The sequence below is a fragment of the Acidiphilium sp. 20-67-58 genome (assembly GCF_002255515.1).
In the GTDB taxonomy this organism is placed as follows: Bacteria; Pseudomonadota; Alphaproteobacteria; order Acetobacterales; family Acetobacteraceae; genus Acidiphilium.
The window spans coordinates 1-17,053 of the sequence record NZ_NCAS01000001.1 but is presented as its reverse complement, the minus strand read 5'-3'; the positions used below and the strand labels follow the sequence as shown (position 1 = coordinate 17,053).

Annotated in this window: 16 protein-coding genes; 8 read left to right on the top strand and 8 right to left on the bottom strand. The window is 67.7% G+C overall.

Features of this window, described 5'->3' with window-relative positions; genetic code table 11:
* Positions 1-56: 56 nt before the first annotated feature.
* From B7Z76_RS00080 to B7Z76_RS00070, 3 genes are all read right to left on the bottom strand, one after another.
* Positions 57-1,166 (bottom strand): sugar ABC transporter substrate-binding protein, encoded by a 1,110-nt coding sequence (locus tag B7Z76_RS00080; RefSeq protein WP_174503183.1) that lies wholly within the window; start codon positions 1,164-1,166, stop codon positions 57-59.
* A 161-nt stretch (positions 1,167-1,327) separates the two neighbouring features.
* Positions 1,328-1,567, bottom strand: coding sequence for a hypothetical protein (locus B7Z76_RS00075; protein ID WP_174503184.1), 240 nt, complete (start codon positions 1,565-1,567; stop codon positions 1,328-1,330).
* Between the two features lie 46 nt (positions 1,568-1,613).
* On the bottom strand, positions 1,614-3,485 hold the full coding sequence (locus B7Z76_RS00070) for an ABC transporter ATP-binding protein/permease (protein ID WP_174503185.1): 1,872 nt from the start codon (positions 3,483-3,485) through the stop codon (positions 1,614-1,616).
* Positions 3,486-3,519: 34 nt separating this feature from the next.
* On the opposite strand from B7Z76_RS00070, the gene B7Z76_RS00065 reads away from it, so the two are divergent.
* Positions 3,520-4,377 (top strand): NUDIX hydrolase family protein, encoded by an 858-nt coding sequence (locus tag B7Z76_RS00065; RefSeq protein ID WP_174503186.1) that lies wholly within the window; start codon positions 3,520-3,522, stop codon positions 4,375-4,377.
* Positions 4,378-4,436: 59 nt separating this feature from the next.
* Here the strand turns inward: B7Z76_RS00065 and B7Z76_RS00060 are convergent, their stop codons facing one another.
* On the bottom strand, positions 4,437-5,105 hold the full coding sequence (locus B7Z76_RS00060) for a glutathione S-transferase family protein (protein ID WP_174503187.1): 669 nt from the start codon (positions 5,103-5,105) through the stop codon (positions 4,437-4,439).
* A gap of 180 nt (positions 5,106-5,285) precedes the next feature.
* On the opposite strand from B7Z76_RS00060, the gene B7Z76_RS00055 reads away from it, so the two are divergent.
* On the top strand, positions 5,286-6,503 hold the full coding sequence (locus B7Z76_RS00055) for a molybdopterin-dependent oxidoreductase (RefSeq protein ID WP_291341620.1): 1,218 nt from the start codon (positions 5,286-5,288) through the stop codon (positions 6,501-6,503).
* Positions 6,504-6,516: 13 nt separating this feature from the next.
* Positions 6,517-6,867, top strand: a complete 351-nt coding sequence (locus tag B7Z76_RS00050; protein WP_174503188.1) for a sulfite--cytochrome C oxidoreductase subunit B — start codon at positions 6,517-6,519, stop codon at positions 6,865-6,867.
* Between the two features lie 30 nt (positions 6,868-6,897).
* Here the strand turns inward: B7Z76_RS00050 and B7Z76_RS00045 are convergent, their stop codons facing one another.
* Positions 6,898-8,709, bottom strand: coding sequence for a cation:proton antiporter (locus B7Z76_RS00045; RefSeq protein WP_174503189.1), 1,812 nt, complete (start codon positions 8,707-8,709; stop codon positions 6,898-6,900).
* Between the two features lie 188 nt (positions 8,710-8,897).
* On the opposite strand from B7Z76_RS00045, the gene gorA reads away from it, so the two are divergent.
* From gorA to B7Z76_RS00030, 3 genes are read left to right on the top strand one after another with little or no spacing between them, the layout of a single operon-like run.
* Positions 8,898-10,283 carry a glutathione-disulfide reductase gene (gene gorA / locus B7Z76_RS00040; protein ID WP_291341619.1) on the top strand — a complete coding sequence of 462 codons (1,386 nt, stop codon included), beginning with the start codon at positions 8,898-8,900 and terminating at the stop codon, positions 10,281-10,283.
* Positions 10,284-10,333: 50 nt separating this feature from the next.
* Positions 10,334-11,740, top strand: coding sequence for a class II 3-deoxy-7-phosphoheptulonate synthase (locus tag B7Z76_RS00035; protein WP_291341618.1), 1,407 nt, complete (start codon positions 10,334-10,336; stop codon positions 11,738-11,740).
* Positions 11,741-12,892: a nicotinate phosphoribosyltransferase gene (locus B7Z76_RS00030; protein WP_174503192.1), complete on the top strand. Its 1,152-nt coding sequence runs from the start codon at positions 11,741-11,743 to the stop codon at positions 12,890-12,892. It begins immediately after the preceding gene.
* A gap of 9 nt (positions 12,893-12,901) precedes the next feature.
* Here B7Z76_RS00030 and B7Z76_RS00025 read toward each other — a convergent pair whose 3' ends face one another.
* The gene (locus tag B7Z76_RS00025; RefSeq protein ID WP_201712603.1) at positions 12,902-13,258 is read right to left on the bottom strand and encodes a YidB family protein; all 357 of its coding nucleotides are present in this window, start codon (positions 13,256-13,258) and stop codon (positions 12,902-12,904) included.
* A gap of 92 nt (positions 13,259-13,350) precedes the next feature.
* The gene (locus B7Z76_RS00020) at positions 13,351-13,668 is read right to left on the bottom strand and encodes a hypothetical protein (protein WP_174503194.1); all 318 of its coding nucleotides are present in this window, start codon (positions 13,666-13,668) and stop codon (positions 13,351-13,353) included.
* Here B7Z76_RS00020 and B7Z76_RS00015 point away from each other — a divergent pair.
* Together B7Z76_RS00015 and B7Z76_RS00010 are read left to right on the top strand one after the other, a co-directional pair.
* A complete protein-coding gene (locus tag B7Z76_RS00015; RefSeq protein ID WP_174503195.1) occupies positions 13,667-13,861 on the top strand; it encodes a hypothetical protein in 195 nt (64 codons plus the stop codon). The two genes, B7Z76_RS00020 and B7Z76_RS00015, sit on opposite strands and share 2 nt — an antisense overlap.
* Positions 13,858-15,522, top strand: coding sequence for an NAD+ synthase (locus B7Z76_RS00010; RefSeq protein ID WP_174503196.1), 1,665 nt, complete (start codon positions 13,858-13,860; stop codon positions 15,520-15,522). Before B7Z76_RS00015 ends, B7Z76_RS00010 begins: the two co-directional genes overlap by 4 nt.
* Positions 15,523-15,549: 27 nt before the next feature.
* Here B7Z76_RS00010 and B7Z76_RS00005 read toward each other — a convergent pair whose 3' ends face one another.
* A complete protein-coding gene (locus B7Z76_RS00005; protein ID WP_291341617.1) occupies positions 15,550-16,989 on the bottom strand; it encodes a Hint domain-containing protein in 1,440 nt (479 codons plus the stop codon).
* Positions 16,990-17,053: the final 64 nt, after the last annotated feature.

Genomic DNA, 17,053 nt, shown 5'->3' with positions numbered 1-17,053 from the left:
CTCCCAAGCAAACGGCGGACGCGCGGGGCGTCCGCCGCGCCGTCAATGGTCCCGGATCAGGCGCCGTGAGCCTTGCAGATCTTGCCCTTGGCAGCCGGGCCAACGCAGATCGCCTTCCAGGTCGTATAGCCCGACTTGATCACCGAACCGGCGATATTCGCCTTGGTCACCACCAGCGGCTTCAGCAGCACCGACGGAACGTCGATCATCTTGTTGTTGACCTTGCCGTTGACGAGGCCGGCCGGCGGCTTCGTGCCGGTCGCCACCGCAACCGCGAGATCGGCCGCCGCCGCCGCTTCCTCGGGGACGTATTTGAACACCGTCATCGACTGCAGGCCTTCGAGAATGAAGGTCAGGCCGCCATTGGTCGCATCCTGGCCGGTCACCGGCACCTTGCCGGCAAGGCCCACCGCCTGCAACGCGCGGATCACGCCCGAAGCGGTGCCGTCATTCGCAGCGAGAACGCCATTGACCTTGTTGTGCAGCCGGGTCAGCGCCTGCTGGCTTTCCTCGAACGCGTTCTGCGGGCTCCAGTTCGGCGTCATCACCGAATAGGCGAGATGCAGCTTGCCCGACTTGAACAGCGGGCCGAGCACGTTCATCGCGCCCTTGCGGAAGTCGAACGCGTTCGGATCGGTCGGCGCGCCGTTGATCATCATCACGCTGCCGCCGGGCTTGGTGTGCTTCGCGATATACTCGCCCTGCAGCTCGCCGACCTTCGTGTTGTCGAACGAGACATAGTAATCCGGCTTCGAATCCTGGATCAGCCGGTCATAGGAAATCACCTTCACGTGGTTGCGCGTGGCGTAGTTCACCACCGCGGCACCGGCCTTGCCGTCGACCGGATCGACGACGAGAACGTCAGCACCGTTCGAGATCGCGGATTCGGCCTGGTTGAGCTGGGTGTCCGGGCTCGAATTGGCGTTGCTGACGATCAGCTTGGCGTTCGGATCGGCCGCATGCGCCATCTTGATGAACCAGGGCCGGTCGACCTGCTCGTAGCGGGGGGAGGAATTCTCCGGCAGCAGGAAGGCGATCGTCGTCTTCTTGCTGCTGATCTGGTGCACCGAGGGCTGGGCGACGGACTGGGCGTGCGCGGCCGTCAGGCCGAAGGCGGCAACCGCCAGCGCGGACGCGGCAATGATCGTCGGGAACGCGATTTTCATGGTGTTTCCTCTTCCAAGATATGGTGGATCGAATTCTGGCCCCGGCGTGCCGCGAGGTTCCAATTAATTTGACCCTTGTAGTAAACCGGTTGCTATCGTGAAGCCCGAACCATTGTCAAGCGGGAAATGCAGACCTGCCCCGACTGCGGGGCCGGCGCGGTCTATTGGCGGGGTTCGTCGAGCTCGCGCAGGGCGCCGGAGCGCACGCTCTGCATGGCGTTGTCGAGGATTCTCAGGATCGCCTCGTCGGGCAGTTCCGCCCCCAGCAGGTTGAGCGCGCCGCCAAGCAGGGCCGAGGCGATGGCGATGGTCGGGATCTCCTTCTCGACCATGCGATGAACCAGCTGGTCGATGACCTGGCCGGCTTCGAGAATCTGCGCCTCGGTGGCTTGATGCTGCATCGGCTTGCTTCCTTGTGTCATGAAATCGTGATGTCGTCCGGCCGCATCAGGCCGGGGTTGCCGCGGAGCCGAGCGGCAGCTCGCGGGTGCGCGGGCCGGTCGCCAACCCCTGCTCGGCCGAGGCCGCCTCGATCTGCTCGGACTGCGCCGCCCACATCGCGGCATAGATGCCGCCCGCGGCGAGCAGCGAGGCATGGGTGCCGCGCTCGACGATGTTGCCATCGCGCAGGACAAGGATCTCGTCGGCGTCGATCACCGTGGACAGGCGATGGGCGATCACCAGCGTGGTGCGGTCGCGCGCGACCTGCCGCAGCGCGGCCCCGATATCCTGCTCCGTCGCGGTATCGAGGGCGCTGGTCGCCTCGTCGAGGATGAGCAGGCGCGGGTCCTTGAGGATGGTGCGGGCGATGGCGACGCGCTGCTTCTCGCCGCCCGACAGTTTCAGGCCGCGCTCGCCCACCGTGGTCGCATAACCCTGCGGCAGCGACATGATGAAATCGTGGATCTGCGCGAGGCGCGCCGCCCGCTCGACCTCCGCATCCGACGCCCCGGGGTGGCCATAGGCGATGTTGTAGCGGATGCTGTCGTTGAACAGCACGGTGTCCTGCGGCACGACGCCGATCGCCCCGCGCAGGCTCGCCTGGGTCAGGTCGCGGACGTCGATGCCATCGACCAGCACCTCCCCCTCGCTCACGTCATAGAAGCGGAACAGCAGCCGCGAGATGGTCGACTTGCCCGACCCCGTCGGCCCGACCAGGGCGATCTTGCGGCCCGGCTCGGCGCGGAACGAGATCCCGTGGAGGATTTCGCGGTCCGGGCTGTAGCCGAAGCGGACATCGACGAACTCGACCGGCACGGGAGCCCCCCGCGCCGGCAGCGTCTTCGCATCCGCCCGGTCGGAAATCTCCTGCGGCGTGCGCAGCAGCGCAAACATCTGCTCCATGTCGACGAGCCCCTGCTTCAGCTCGCGATAGACGAAGCCGACGAAGTTGAGCGGCTGGTAGAGCTGGATCAGGTAGGTGTTCACCAGCACGAACTGGCCGACATTCAGCCGCCCGGCGACGACGCCGTTCGCCGCCATCAGCATCAGCACGGCGAGGCCGGTGGCAATGATCGCGGCCTGGCCGAGATTGAGCGCGTTGAGCGTGACCTGCGAGCGGACCGCCGCCGTCTCGTAGGCGGCGAGGCTCGCATCGAACCGCACGCTCTCATGCGCCTCGTTGCCGAAATACTTCACCGTCTCGAAATTCAGCAGGCTGTCGATCGCTTTTGTCTGGGCGGCGTTGTCGGTCTCGTTCATCTGCCGGCGGAACTTGATGCGCCAGGAGGTGAAGCCGAAGGTGAAGGCGAGATAGCCGCCCACCGCGGCGAGCGTGATCGCGGCATAGGCCCAGTTGAACATGTGCCAGAGAATGCCGACCGTCAGCAGCAATTCGATCAGCGTCGGCACCACGTTGAACACGGCAAGCCGCAGCACCGTCTGGATGCCGGTGGTCCCGCGCAGGATGACGCGCGAAAGCCCGCCGGTCTGGCGGTCGAGATGGAAGCGCAGCGAGAGGTTGTGCAGATGCTCGAACGTCTCGCGGCTGATCACCCGTGCCGCGCGCTGCTGCACGGCGGCGAACAGCGCGTCGCGCAGCTCGCCGAAGCCGGACGAGGCGATGCGCACCAGCGCATAGGCGACAATCAGCGCCGCCGGCACGGCGAGCGGGCCGGCCTTCGACGAGAGCGCGTCCACCGCCCGCGCATACAGGATCGGAATGACGACGGTCGCCACCTTGGCGAGCACGAGGCAGAGCGAGGCGAGCACGACGCGCAGGCGCAGGCCAGGCTCGCGCCGCGGCCAGAGATAGGGCAGCAGTGAACGCACCGTCGCGAGGCTGCTTTCACTCTTGGCAATGTCTAATGTTCGGGCCATCTCCGGCAGATGGCATGTGAGACGCGGATTGCAAATGGCGAGTAGTGCTGAGCAGGTATCGGCGGGGTTGCTGGCGCGCATCGCCGAATGCCGGACGGCGGTGCTGCCCGGGCAGCGGACACCGCTGCTGATCGGCGAGGCGCCGGTCGGCTATGTCGGCGCCGCACTCGCCGCCGACATGGGCGATTATGCGCGCCCGCATCCCGGCGGGCTGAGCATTCTGCCGGAGGTCGCCGCGCGGCTGAACGATATCGCGACCCCGCTCGGCCCGGCGCACGGCTTCCGCACCCGCGGCGAACTGTTCGACGTCCGCGCCCGGATCGACGGTCCGGTGCTGGCGACGCTGGACCGCGGCGCGCTGCCCGCCTTCGGCGTCATCGGCGTCGGCGTGCACCTCAATGGATATGTCCAGCGGGCGGACGGGCCGCATCTGTGGATCGGCCGGCGCAGCCCGACCAAGAAGCTCGATCCCGGCAAGCTCGACAATCTGGTGGGCGGCGGCGTGTCCGCCGGCATGGGCGCGTTCGACACGCTGGCCAAGGAAGCGGCCGAGGAGGCCAGCATCCCCCCCGCCGTGATCGCCCGGGCGCGGCCCGTCGCGCGGATCGCCTATGACATGGAGCGCCCGGAAGGGCTCCGGCGCGACCTGCTGGTCTGCTACGATCTGGAGCTGGACCCGGATTTCCGCCCCGAGGCGGCGGATGGCGAGGTCGAATCCTTCACCCTGATCCCGGCGCGCGAGATGATCGGGATCATCGCCGGGACCGACGAGGTGAAATTCAACGTCAACCTCGTGCTGATCGACTTCCTGCTCCGCCACGGCGTGCTCGGCGATCCCCACGGGCGGCTGCGCGCGGCGCTCGCCGCCCATCCGCCTTCCGCCGGAGACTGACGCGCGGCCGGCGGGCGAGAGTCAGAGCATCATCCGATCCAATCGGATCGGAAAGTGCTCTAGAAATCCAGATCGGCGTAATGCGGCGGCGGGGTGAAGCCGGAAACCCGGTCGTTCAGCAGCGGCCGAAACGCCGGGCGGGACTTGATCCGCGCATACCATTCCCGCGCCGCCGGGTTCACCGACCAGTCGACATCGCCGATGAAGTCGAGAGCCGAGAGCTGTGACGCGGCGGCGAAATCGGCGAGCGAGAGATTGGCGCCGGCCAGATATTTCCGCCGCTCGGCGAGAAAGCCGATATGGCCGAGATGCGCGCGCAGCGCCGCATACCCCTCGCGGATGCGCGTGGGATCGGGCGCGCCGCGCTTGGCCGCCGGCTTCATCACCTTCTCGTACAGCAGGTTGCGCGAGACTTCGGTGGCGAAACGCTCGTCGAACCAGGCGGTGACCGCGCGAATCTCGGCGCGTTCGGCAAGGGTCCGCCCGATCAGCGAAATGTCCGGATAGGCCTCGTCGAGATATTCGCAGATCGCATTCGAATGCGGCACCACCAGCCCGTTTTCCTCGACCAGGGTGGGCACCGTGCCCGCCGGGTTCATCGCCAGGTATTCCGGCCGGCGTTCCCAGGTCTTTTCCAGCTTGAGTTCGAAGGGCAGCCGCTTTTCGGCCAGCACGAGCCTGACCTTGCGGGCAAAGGGCGAAAGCGGGAGATGATGGAGAATGCGCATGCAGGCCGGTTATCGCAGGACCGCAGGGCTGTGCAAGACCGCTGACGCACCGGGATGAAAATTACAATTCCGTCGCGCGGGAGATACAAACCGGGCGCAGCCTCGCCGCATCAGGAAGAATCGTGATGAGCGAGGCAGACGATGAGCGAGACAGACAGGGATGCGCCAGCGTCCCACGCCATGACACAATCGCGCCGGTCGGCGCTCGCCGGCGGGGCCGCCATCGCTGTGCTTGCCGCCCTGCCCCGCGGGGCGCGCGGCGCGACCGTCACCCTGCCCTTCGGCAACGGCGAACGACCGCTCGTGCCGGCTGGAACCTTTCCGCAAAAGGGCGAGATGATCCTCCAGCGCACGCGGCCGCCCTTGCTGGAAACGCCCTTCGCCGTGTTTGGCAACAATCTCTACACGCCGAACGACCTCGCCTTCGTGCGCTGGCATCTCGGCGACATGCCGACCTCGGTCGATCCCGCGACCTACCGGCTGCGGATCGGCGGCGCGGTGCGGCGGCCCTACGAGCTGACACTGGAAGACCTCGTGCGCGGCTTTCCCCATCGCCGTCTCGCGGCGGTGAACCAGTGCGCCGGCAACAGCCGCGGGCTCATCGAGCCGCGGGTGGCGGGTGCGCAATGGGGGAACGGCGCGATGTTCAACGCGATCTGGACCGGCGTGCCCCTGCGCGCGCTGCTCGCCCGCGCCGGGGTCAGCCCGAAGGCCACCCATGTCGCGTTCCGCAGCCTCGAATCGGGCGGCATCTTCCCGCCCGATATCCAGTTCGAAAAGGCGCTGCCGCTCCGCCGGGCGAATGACGGCGTCACCATGGTCGCCTTCCGCATGAACGGCGCCTACCTGCCGCTGCTCAACGGCTATCCGCTGCGCCTGGTCGTGCCCGGCTGGTTCTCGACCTACTGGATGAAGATGCTCACCGAGATCGAGGTGCTCGAACATCCCTCGACCGATTTCTGGATGGCCAAGGCCTATCGCATCCCCGACCGGCCGGATGGCGGGATGCGTCCGGACGAAACCGGGGTGAAGATGGTCCCGATCGGGCCGATGCGCCCGCGCAGTTTCTTCACCGGCATCGCGAACGGCGCCCGCGTGCCGACGTCCGGCGCGCTCACGCTGCGCGGCTTCGGCTTCGGCGGCAACGCCGCCCTCCGCGCGATCGACATCTCAGAAGACGCCGGCGCAAGCTGGCGCCCGGCCACGCTCGGGCCGGATCACGGCCCTTACGGCTTCCGCGAATGGCACGCCGTCGCGCGGTTTCCAAAGGCCGGCGACTACCGGCTGATGGTGCGGGCGCGCAACGTCGCCGGCCAGATGCAGCCGATGCGCGCGGTCTGGAATCCCGGCGGCTATCTCTACAACCAGGTCGAACATGTCGATGTCGTGGCCGGCTGAAGGAGACCTAGTCATGATCCGCCCCCTCCCGCTCCCCCTCCTGCTCGGCGCCGCGATCGGCCTCCTCGCCTGCGGCACCGCCGCGCGCGCCGCGCCAGCGGACACCGCCGCCGGCTTCGCGAAACGCACGGTCGACCTGCCCTCGCCCGGCGCGATGTTCTCCGGCACCGGCGCCGCAACCCTGAACCGCGACTGCACGATGTGCCACTCCGCCGGCTTCATCGACCGCCAGCCGCCCCTTGCCGCCGCAACCTGGACCGCGGAGGTGAAGAAGATGAAGGCGATCTTCGGCGCGCCCTATGCCGAGGCCGACATCCCGGCGATCGTCGATGCCCTGCTGGCGCGGCAGCAGGCCGCGAAATAGAGCACGTTCCGGTCAGGTGACTCCACCTGATCAGCCGCCCCGGTCCGCCTCGAAGAGGGATTGCAACTCGGCGACGCTCTGCTCGATGCTGGCGACCACGCGCGACGGATCGCCGGCAAAGCCCAGCGTTTCGGTGAGCAGCGCCTCGTCCCGCGCCCGGAACGTGGTAATGGTGCGCCCCACCTCCTCGGCCGGAACCCCGAGTTCGCGCAGCGCGCGCTCGCCGAGTTCGAGGCTCGATGCGAAGGTTTCGCGCACGATATGCTCGACGCCGCGATCCATGAGCAGCTGCGCATGGCGCCGGTTGCGCGCCCGGGCGAGGATCGTCAGATGCGGCAAATGGCGGCGGGCGAGATCGGCCACCCGCAGCGACGCCTCGGGATCGTCGAGGGCAATGACCAGCAGCTTCGCATTGCCCGCCCCGGCGGCGCGCAGCACGGTCAGCCGCGCCGGATCGCCGAAATAGGCGCGGGCGCCGAAGCGGCGGACGAAGGCGACATGATCGGCATTCTGGTCGAGGGCGACGAAGGGAATCCGCCGCACCGAAAGCAGCCGGCCGACGATCTGGCCAACCCGGCCGAAGCCGCAGATCAGCACCGGCACATCCTCTCCCGCCTCGATCGGGGTCGAGGGCGGCGCCTGGCGGCGGGCGATGCGCGGCATCACCCAGCGCTCGATGCCGGCGAAGCCGAGCGGAACCACGAGCATCGAGAGCGCGACCGTGAGCGTCGCGAGGCCCGACTGCGCCGGGCTCAGCACCCCGGCGCCGACAGCGGCGGCAAACACCACGAAGCTGAACTCGCTGCCCTCCGGCAGCGCCACCGCGAAGCGCAGCGCCGTGGCCACGTTGCGCCGCTTGATGAACGCGACGGCGAAGCCCACCGCCGTCTTCACCGCCAGCAGCACGACGACCGCGGCGACGATCCGCCATGGTTCCACGTGAAACAATGACACATCGACCGACATGCCGACCGAGATGAAGAAGAAGCCGAGCAGCAGGCCCTCGAACGGTTCGATATCGGCCTGGATGGCGTGCCTGAACTCCGAATCCGACAGCAGCGCGCCGGCCATGAAGGCGCCGAGCGAGGCGGACAGCCCGGCCCAATGGGCCAGCGCGGCGGTGCCGACGACGATCAGCAGGGTCATCGCGGTGAACACTTCGGGGGTACGACCGCCGCCGATCAGGCGAAAGATCCGGTCGGCCAGAACCATGCCGCCGAACAGGATCGCCGCGACCGCCAGCACCGCCCGCCCCACCGCGAGCCAGGGCACGTGATTGGCGAAACGCGCGGCGACATCCGCGGGCGCGGCCCCGGCGGCGATGTGGCTCGCCAGCGTGTTGCCGACGAGCAGCGGCACCACAGCCACGAGGGGGATGAACGCCATGTCCTGGAACAGCAGGACGGCGAAGGCATCGCGGCCGGACGCGGCGCTGAGCAGGTTCCGCTCGTTGAGCATCGGCAGGACGATCGCGGTGGAGGAGAGCGACAGGCCAAGGCCGATCACGGTCGCCGCCGGCCAGCCGAGCCCGGCGAGATGGGCCAGCACCGCGAGGATCGCCGCACTCGGGATCATGTGGCCGAAGCCGAGGCCGAGAATGGTCTTGCGCAGGATCCACAGCCGGTGCGGGCGGATCTCCAGCCCGATCAGGAACAGCAGCATGGTCACGCCGAATTCCGACACGCTGCGGATCTGCGACACGCCGGTGACGAGGCGCAGCCCGGCCGGGCCGATCACCAGCCCGGCGAACAGATACCCCACGATGCTGCCCACCCCGAGGCGGCGCGCCAGCGGAACCGTGACGACCGTGGCCGCGAGCAGGGCGACGAGGGTGATGATCATGCTGCGAAAATCCCCCGAAACAGGCATGGACGCAACGCGCGACGCGGATCGCCGGGAGCACGACCCTGCCACCGGCAGGCGGGCGCGCCAACTGCCCCGATCGCCGCAGCCACGGCTTTGCGTTTCCTTCCCTGGCCAATCGTGCGACATGTTGGCGAACAGGATGTCGGCAAGACGGGGTTGTCCGGATGAATCACGATTTCGATCTCTTTGTCATCGGCGGCGGTTCGGCGGGCGTGCGGCTCGCGCGGATCGCGGCGGGGCATGGCGCGCGCGTCGGCATCGCCGAGGACCGGCACTGGGGCGGCACCTGCGTCAATATCGGCTGCGTGCCCAAGAAGCTGATGGTGATGGCGGCGGAATACGGGCTCGGCGCCGCCGATGCGCGGGGCTTCGGCTGGGACATGCGCGCCGTCGCGCATGACTGGCCCGGCTTCATCGCCGCCAAGGATCGCGAGATCGGCCGGCTGAACGGCGCCTATACCGGGCTGCTGGAGCGGGCGGGCGCGAAAATCTTCAACGCGCGGGCGCGGTTTCTCGGCCCGCACACGCTCATGGTCGGTGAGCATCACGTCACCGCGGACCGGATCGCGATCGCGACCGGCGGCCAGCCGGTCCGGCTCGACATTCCCGGCGCGGAACTCGCGATCGTCTCGGACGATGCCTTCCACCTGCCGGCGCGGCCGGAGCATGTCGTGATGATCGGCGGCGGCTATATCGCGGTGGAGTTCGCCGGGATCTTCGCCGGCCTCGGCTCGAAGGTGGACATCGTCTACCGCCAGCCGCTGCCGCTGCGCGGGTTCGACCCCGACCTGCGGGCCGGGCTGGCCGAGGCGCTGGCGGCGAACGGCATCGGCGTGCATCACGGGGTATCCCCGGTGCGGATCGAGGCTTCGGGCGGGCGCAGGCGGCTGCATCTGTCGAACGGGCATGCGATCGAGACCGATTGCGTGTTTCTCGCCACCGGGCGGGCGCCGAACGTGGCCGGGCTCGGGCTCGACCAGGCCGGGGTGATCGCCGAGCCCGGCGGCGCGATCCCGATCGATGAAGACTACCGCACCAATGTCCCGCACATTTTCGCGCTCGGCGACGTGACCGACCGGCTGAACCTGACCCCGGTCGCCACCGCCGAGGGCCACGCGCTGGCCGACACGCTGTTCGGCAACCGGCCGCGCCGCATCTCGCTCGCCAACGTGCCGAGCGCGGTCTTCTCGATCCCGCCGCTGGCCAGCGTCGGCCTCACCGAGGACGAGGCGCCGGAGGGGGCGAAAGTGTTCGTCGCCCGGTTCACGCCCATGCGCCACACGCTGAGCGGCCGCGCACGCAAGACGATGATGAAGCTGATCGTCGACGCGCAGACCGACCGCGTGCTCGGTGCGCACATGCTCGGCGAGGATTCGGCCGAGATCATGCAGGGGCTTGCCGTAGCCATCACGGCCGGAGCGACCAAGGCGGATTTCGACAGCACGATCGGCATCCATCCGACCGCGGCGGAGGAATTCGTTACCTTGCGGACCGAGACGCGGCGTGTGGATCGCGGCGGCGCGACCGCGGCGACGCGGGCGGCGGAGTAGCGCGCGGCCCCGGTTTTGTCTTATGAGGTCGCTTCTCCAAGGAGATCGCCATGAACGACGCTGATACGACGATGCAAGAACCGGCGGGCTGGAGCCCGGAATCCTGGCGGGCGAAGCCGATCAGGCAGGTGCCGACCTATCCTGACGCAGCCAAACTCGCCGCGATGGAAGCACGCCTGCATGGCTATCCGCCGCTCGTCTTCGCCGGCGAGGCGCGCCGCCTGAAAGCCTCGCTCGCGCTGGCGGCCGAGGGCAAGGCGTTCATCCTGCAGGGCGGCGACTGCGCCGAGAGCTTCGGCGACTTCACCGCCAACGTGATCCGCGACACGTTCCGCGTGCTGCTGCAAATGGCCGTGGTGCTGACCTTCGGCGGGTCAGTGCCGGTGGTGAAGCTCGGCCGCATGGCCGGCCAGTTCGCCAAGCCGCGCAGCTCCGACACCGAGACCGTGGACGGCGTTACCCTGCCCTCCTATCGCGGCGACATCATCAACGGGCCGGACTTCACCGCCGAAGCCCGCATTCCCGACCCCGCACGGATGGAATTCGGCTATTTCCAGTCCGCCGGCACGCTCAACCTGCTGCGCGCCTTCGCCTCGGGCGGCTATGCCGACCTGCACCAGGTGCATCGCTGGAACCTCGATTTCGTCCGCCGCTCGCCGCTCGCCGAGCGCTACCGCGACCTCGCGGCGCGGATCGACGAGACGCTGCAGTTCATGGCGGCCTGCGGCATGACCAGCCAGTCCACCCCGCAGATCCACGAAACCGAGTTCTATACCAGCCATGAGGCGCTGCTGCTGCCCTACGAGCAGGCGCTGACCCGCGTCGATTCCACGACCGGCGATCATTATGCCTGCTCGGCGCATTTCCTCTGGATCGGCGACCGCACCCGCCAGCTCGACGGCGCGCATGTCGAGTTCATGCGCGGCGTGAAGAACCCGATCGGCATGAAGGTCGGCCCCAGCATGGACGAGGACGACATGCTGCGGCTGATCGAGCGGCTCGACCCGGCGAACGAGGCCGGGCGGCTCACGCTGATCGCGCGGATGGGGGCCGAGCAGGTCGCGGCGAAGCTGCCGCGGCTGGTGCGGGCGACCAAGCGCGAGGGCCGCAAGGTCGCCTGGCAGTGCGACCCGATGCACGGCAACACGATCACCACCTCGGGCAAGGTGAAAACCCGCCGGTTCGACGCCATCCTGTCCGAAGTCCGCGGCTTCTTCGACATTCACGAGGCCGAGGGGACAAATCCGGCCGGCGTCCATGTCGAGATGACCGGGCGGGACGTGACCGAATGCGTCGGCGGTGCGCGGCAGCTTTCCGAGGCCGATCTCGGCGCGCGGTACGAAACGTTCTGCGATCCCCGGCTCAATGCCGAGCAGTCGCTCGAACTCGCCTTCCTCATCGCGGCGGAACTGAAAACCCGCCGCGCCCCCCGCGGCACCGCGATCGCCGCCGAGTAAATGACCCGCGCCGCACGCCGGGCATCGCCGCGCCCCGATCTCGACGCCGGGATCGCGGCGCAGACCGATGCCTATTTCAACCGGACGAGGGCGATCGTCGCCCGGTTCGGCGATGCGCGGGTCACGTATGCCGTGTTCATGCGCCGGCCCGTCGTCTCCGCGCCGATGCTGATGCTGCGCTGGCTCGACGAGGTGATCGAGGCACGGGGCGAGCGGATCGAGGTTGAACTCGCCCGGCCCGAGGGATCATGGGTCGGCGCCGGCGAGCCCATCGCCTATGTCACCGGCAGCTTCGTGGCGCTGGTCGATCTCGAGACGATCCTGTTGCAGAAGCTCGGCCCGGCCTGTGTCGCCGCGCACAACGCCTATCAGATGTGCGCCGCCCTGCCGAAGGCGGCGTTCCTTGCCATGGAAGCACGCCATTGCGCCGGTGCCGAGATGGAAGAGATGATGGCCTATGCGGCCGCCGTCGGCTCCCGCGCGGCGCGGGCCGAAGGGGCGCGCGGCTTCATCGGCAACGCGACCGACGCCACCGCGCATTATTTCGGCGCGCCCCATGGCTACGGCACCATGCCCCATGCCCTGATCGGCTATGCCGGCAGCACGGTGCGGGCGGCCGAGATGTTTCACGAAACCTTCCCGGAGTCCGACCTCACGGTGCTGACCGATTATTTCGGCCGGGAGGTGACCGACGGGCTCGCCGTCTGCCGGCGGTTTCCCGAGCTGGCCGATGCCGGCCGGCTGTCGATCCGGCTCGACACCCATGGCGGCCGCTTCCTCGAAGGGCTCGACCCGCAGGAAAGCTATGCGGTGATGGAGCGGCACGCGCCGGGGGCAATCCGCCGGTATCGCAGCCACAACGAGCTGCGCTACCTGATCGGGACCGGTGTTTCCGCCGCCGCGATCTGGCGGCTGCGCGAGGTTCTGGACGATGCCGGCTTCATCCGCGTGAAGATCGTCGCCTCGTCCGGCTTCGGCGTCGAGAAATGCAGCGTGATGGCGGATGCGCACGTGCCCGTGGACGTCGTTGGCACCGGCAGCTTCATTCCCGAAACCTGGAGCGAGACTTACGCCACGGCCGACATCGTCGCCTATGACGGCGAACCGCGGGTCAAGATCGGCCGCGAATTCCTGCTGCGCGAGCGGAGCTGAACGGAAGGCTCAGCTTGCGGCGCTGTCATCCGTCGTGTCGGACCCGGCTGCGGTCTGGCTGACAGCGGCTGGCAGATGATCGGCGATGAGCTGGGAAGCGGCCGAGGTATCGATCCCGAAATGGGCGGCAATCTTTTCCACCAGCGGATTACCGAGCGCCTGCTGCACATCGGCGGCGCTGACCGGCATGTTGTCGCCCGTCCCGAGCCACGAGGCGAGATGCACGCCAAGTCCGCCCTGCTGGAGGTTTTTGGTAATATCGGACAGGTCGATGCCGCTGCCCTCGAGCGCGCTCGCCAGCCCGCCGCCCGCGGTGCCGCCGGCAAGACTGCCGACAAGGCCGGAAATACCGTCGAAAAGACCCATTTTCTGTCCTCCAAATGACGTGCAGCCGGAGCGTGCCATACGTTCCGGCTGCGAATCAAGCAGCCCCGGTCAGGGGCAGCCGGATCAGGTCATCACTTCTTCGCGGCGTGCAGATGATGCTCGACGGCAACCGTCTCGCAAACATAGGAGCCGTGCTTGGTCTTGCCGAAATACTTCGACTTGTCGGTGTGGAAGACCTTGCTGCCGCGTGCGTGCCAGACCACCGCGCCATGGCAGGCTGCCTTGGCTTCGCTGAGCGTCTTGTAGCCCGGCATTGCGACAGCGTGATGCTTCATCGCCATGGCTTCATGGGGCTTCTTGGTGGACGCCTGGGCGGTACCCGCAGCGGTCATGGTGAAGGCGAGCGCGAGCGCGGGGACGGTTGCGCGCAGGATCGTGCCGATGGTCATGGGAGAACTCTCCGATACAAGGTTGTCTGTTGACAAAGGGTTACCTTTTGTCACGCCGGAACGATTCACACAATCCGGCGTGACAGGTGAATTAACTACGAGTTGGGGCCAAATCATGGCAATTTGGAAACACTTCGTCACAAACGGTCATGCGATGACGGCACGGGAAAAAAAGCCTATTTTACCTTCATGACCGACACACTCTCTCTCGCCATCGCCCAGCTCGACCTGCATGTCGGCGCGATCGACCGCAATCTCGCCGCCATCCGCGCCGCGCGGGCAGAGGCTGCGGCGCGCGGCGCCGATCTGCTGGTGACGCCTGAACTCGGCCTTGCCGGCTATCCGCCGGAAGACCTCGTGCTCAAACCGGCCTTCGTCGCCGCCTGCGAGGCGGCGGTGGGCGAGCTTGCCCGCGACACCGAGGATGGCGGGCCGGGCATCATCGTCGGGCTGCCGTGGCAGACGGCGGAGGGGTTGCACAACGCCGCCTTCGTGCTGGATGGCGGGCGCATCATCGCCCGGCGCGCCAAGCACGAACTGCCGAATTACGGCGTGTTCGACGAAAAGCGCGTGTTCACTCCCGGCCCCGCACCGGGCCCGGTGGCGTTTCGCGGGTTTCGCCTCGGCGTCATGATCTGCGAGGATTGGTGGCTGCCGGCGGTGCCGGAAACACTGGCGGAAACCGGCGCCGAGCTACTTGTCTCGATCAATGGCTCCCCGTTCGAGGACGGCAAGCTCGGGGTGCGGCTGCAACTCGGGTTGCGGCGGGTGGTGGAGACCGGCCTGCCCTTCGTCTTCGCCGCGATGACCGGCGGACAGGATGAAATCGTCTTCGATGGCGCCTCCTTCGCCCTCAACGCCGATCGCTCGCTGGCGCTGCGGATGCCGCATTTTCAGGAAGCCGTCGAAACCCTGGTCTGGCGGCGCACCGCGCAGGGCCTCGTCGCCGAGGCGCGGCCGCTGCCGCCGGAGCCCGACCGGCTCGACCTCGTCTATCGGGCGATGGTGCGGGGCCTCGCCGATTACGTGAACAAGAACGGATTTCCCGGCGTGATCCTTGGCCTGTCGGGGGGTATCGATAGCGCGCTTTCGGCGGCCGTCGCGGTTGACGCGCTCGGGGCGGAGCGGGTGCGCGCGGTGATGATGCCGAGCCAGTATACCAGCGCGCACAGCCTCGAGGATGCTGAGCAGTGCGCGAAGCTGCTCGGCATACGCTGCGACACGGTGCCCATCAGCGCCGCGACGGCGGCGTTCGCCACCGTCCTGGAGCCACTCTACGAGGGTAGGGCGCCGGACATCACGGAAGAGAACATCCAGTCCCGCACCCGTGGGCTCATTCTCATGGCGCTGTCCAACAAGCTGGGACACATGGTGCTGACAACAGGGAACAAGTCGGAAATGTCGGTGGGCTATGCCACGCTCTACGGCGATATGTGCGGCGGGTATTCGGTGCTCAAGGATGTCTACAAGACGGCCGTCTTCGCCCTGTCGCACTGGCGCAACGCCCATCGCCCGGCGGACGGGCTCGGCCCGGCCGGGCCGGTGATGCCCGAGCGCGTGATCACCAAGCCGCCCTCGGCCGAGTTGCGGGAAAACCAGACCGATCAGGACAGTTTGCCGCCTTACGACGTGCTGGACGCGGTGCTGGAAGGGCTGGTTGAGGGCGAAAAATCGATCGACCAGCTGGTGGAAGCCGGCCATGACCGTGCGACGGTCGCCCGGGTCTGGAAACTGCTGGACAGGGCGGAATACAAGCGCCGGCAAGCCCCACCCGGCGTGAAGATCACCGCACGCGCCTTTGGCCGCGACCGCCGCTATCCGATTACCAACGGCTTCACGCGGCTGGTCGTCTGATCAGCAGCCCGGCACGGCGGGAGCCGCTTACTCCAGGGGGTAAGCGGTTTCTCCAGCCAGGCGCACCAGAAGCGTCGTCGCGCCCGCGGTGAGCGCTGCCGGAACCAGGGCGCTGCCGTTGGTCCACCGGCACGCGGTTTCGAGGCCGTACCAGCCCGCGGTCAGGAGCGGGCTGTCGAGTGCTACGGCTTCCGCCTTGCCCTCGCTGACCGTGAAGAGCTGCGCCACAGCGAGGCCGAGGACGCGACGATCTTCGGCATCGGGAAAGAGTTCAGCAGGCACCACGACCTTGGAGACAAGCTGGATATCGGCCGGTTCCGCGGGGAGTTCGACCGCGTAGGTCAGACTGTCGAGCAGTGAGACGGGGAGCGCCGCGCCCTTGGCCAGGGCGCGCAGCCCCGGATCTCTGGTGATGTCACGGGCGGGGAGACGGGAGTCGATTTTCGCGCGGATGGCCGCGAGAATCGGCCCCGTCTGGAGAACGGGCGCGCAACTGCGGGCCGCGTGCACCGGCGAGCCGGCATCAGCCCCACGCTCGGCCTCACCATCGGCGCTCTCGAACAGAAGGCGATTACCCGTATCCAGATAGGATTCGGCCGCCAGGCCCTCGGCGAGCAGGATATCATGCGTTTCAAGCTCGATATGGTAATAGGTCAGGTACCGGCGGGGGTCCTGCGTGATCGACCGCCCGTTGACCAGCGCTTTTGCCGGAACCAGGCACCCGTCGAGATAGATTGCGTGATCCGGCGAGAGCCACAAAGTCCGCTCGGGCAGGCCATCGGCAAATGCGCCACGATCGATCCGCACCGGCCAGACGGATTGCGGATGCGTGTGATCCCCGGCATCAAGACTGCGGCGCCCGACCCAGCGCACCGCCCGCATCGCCCCGGATCGGGTAATCAGCCGGTCGCCGCGATTCATGGTTTCAACCGGAATATCGCCATGCAGGCCGAGAATCCGTGTGCCCTCGAGAAAGCCGAGGGTTCCATCGACGCCAGCTTCCGGTTCGCAAGGAGAATCGGCGAGATCGTCGGGGCGCGAGAGCGTGAGGCTGGTCGCGAGGTCCGCCAGCCTGGCCTGGCCGGAGGCCTGCCCGGCGGCCTCCTCGCCACGCGATTCGGCCGATGGCGGGCACGGTTCGGACGTGATGGGGGCAGGCGTGATGGGTGAAGGCGTGATGGGTGAAGGCTCTGCCGGAACGCATGCGTCGCCTGCATCCGCCACGAACGACCCGGCCGCGACCGGGCTATGGGGTTCGAGCACCGACATCAGAAGTTCGTCGGCATATTGAACGGCGGCCGACACGCCGAGTTCGGAGTCGATCGTCCCAACAATGGTGATTGGGTCCACCTCCGCAGAGCGCAGGTCGAGAATCCCGACATTGCAACTATCCGGGCCGTGGAATGAATAGCGTGTTCCCGCCGGGGACTCCGCCGCATTCGCACCCAATCTCTTCGTTCCAGCCATGCTCTTCTCCCGCCGGAATTCAGTCTCGTAGCAGCACGAGATGAAGACCCGGTTAATCTCAAAA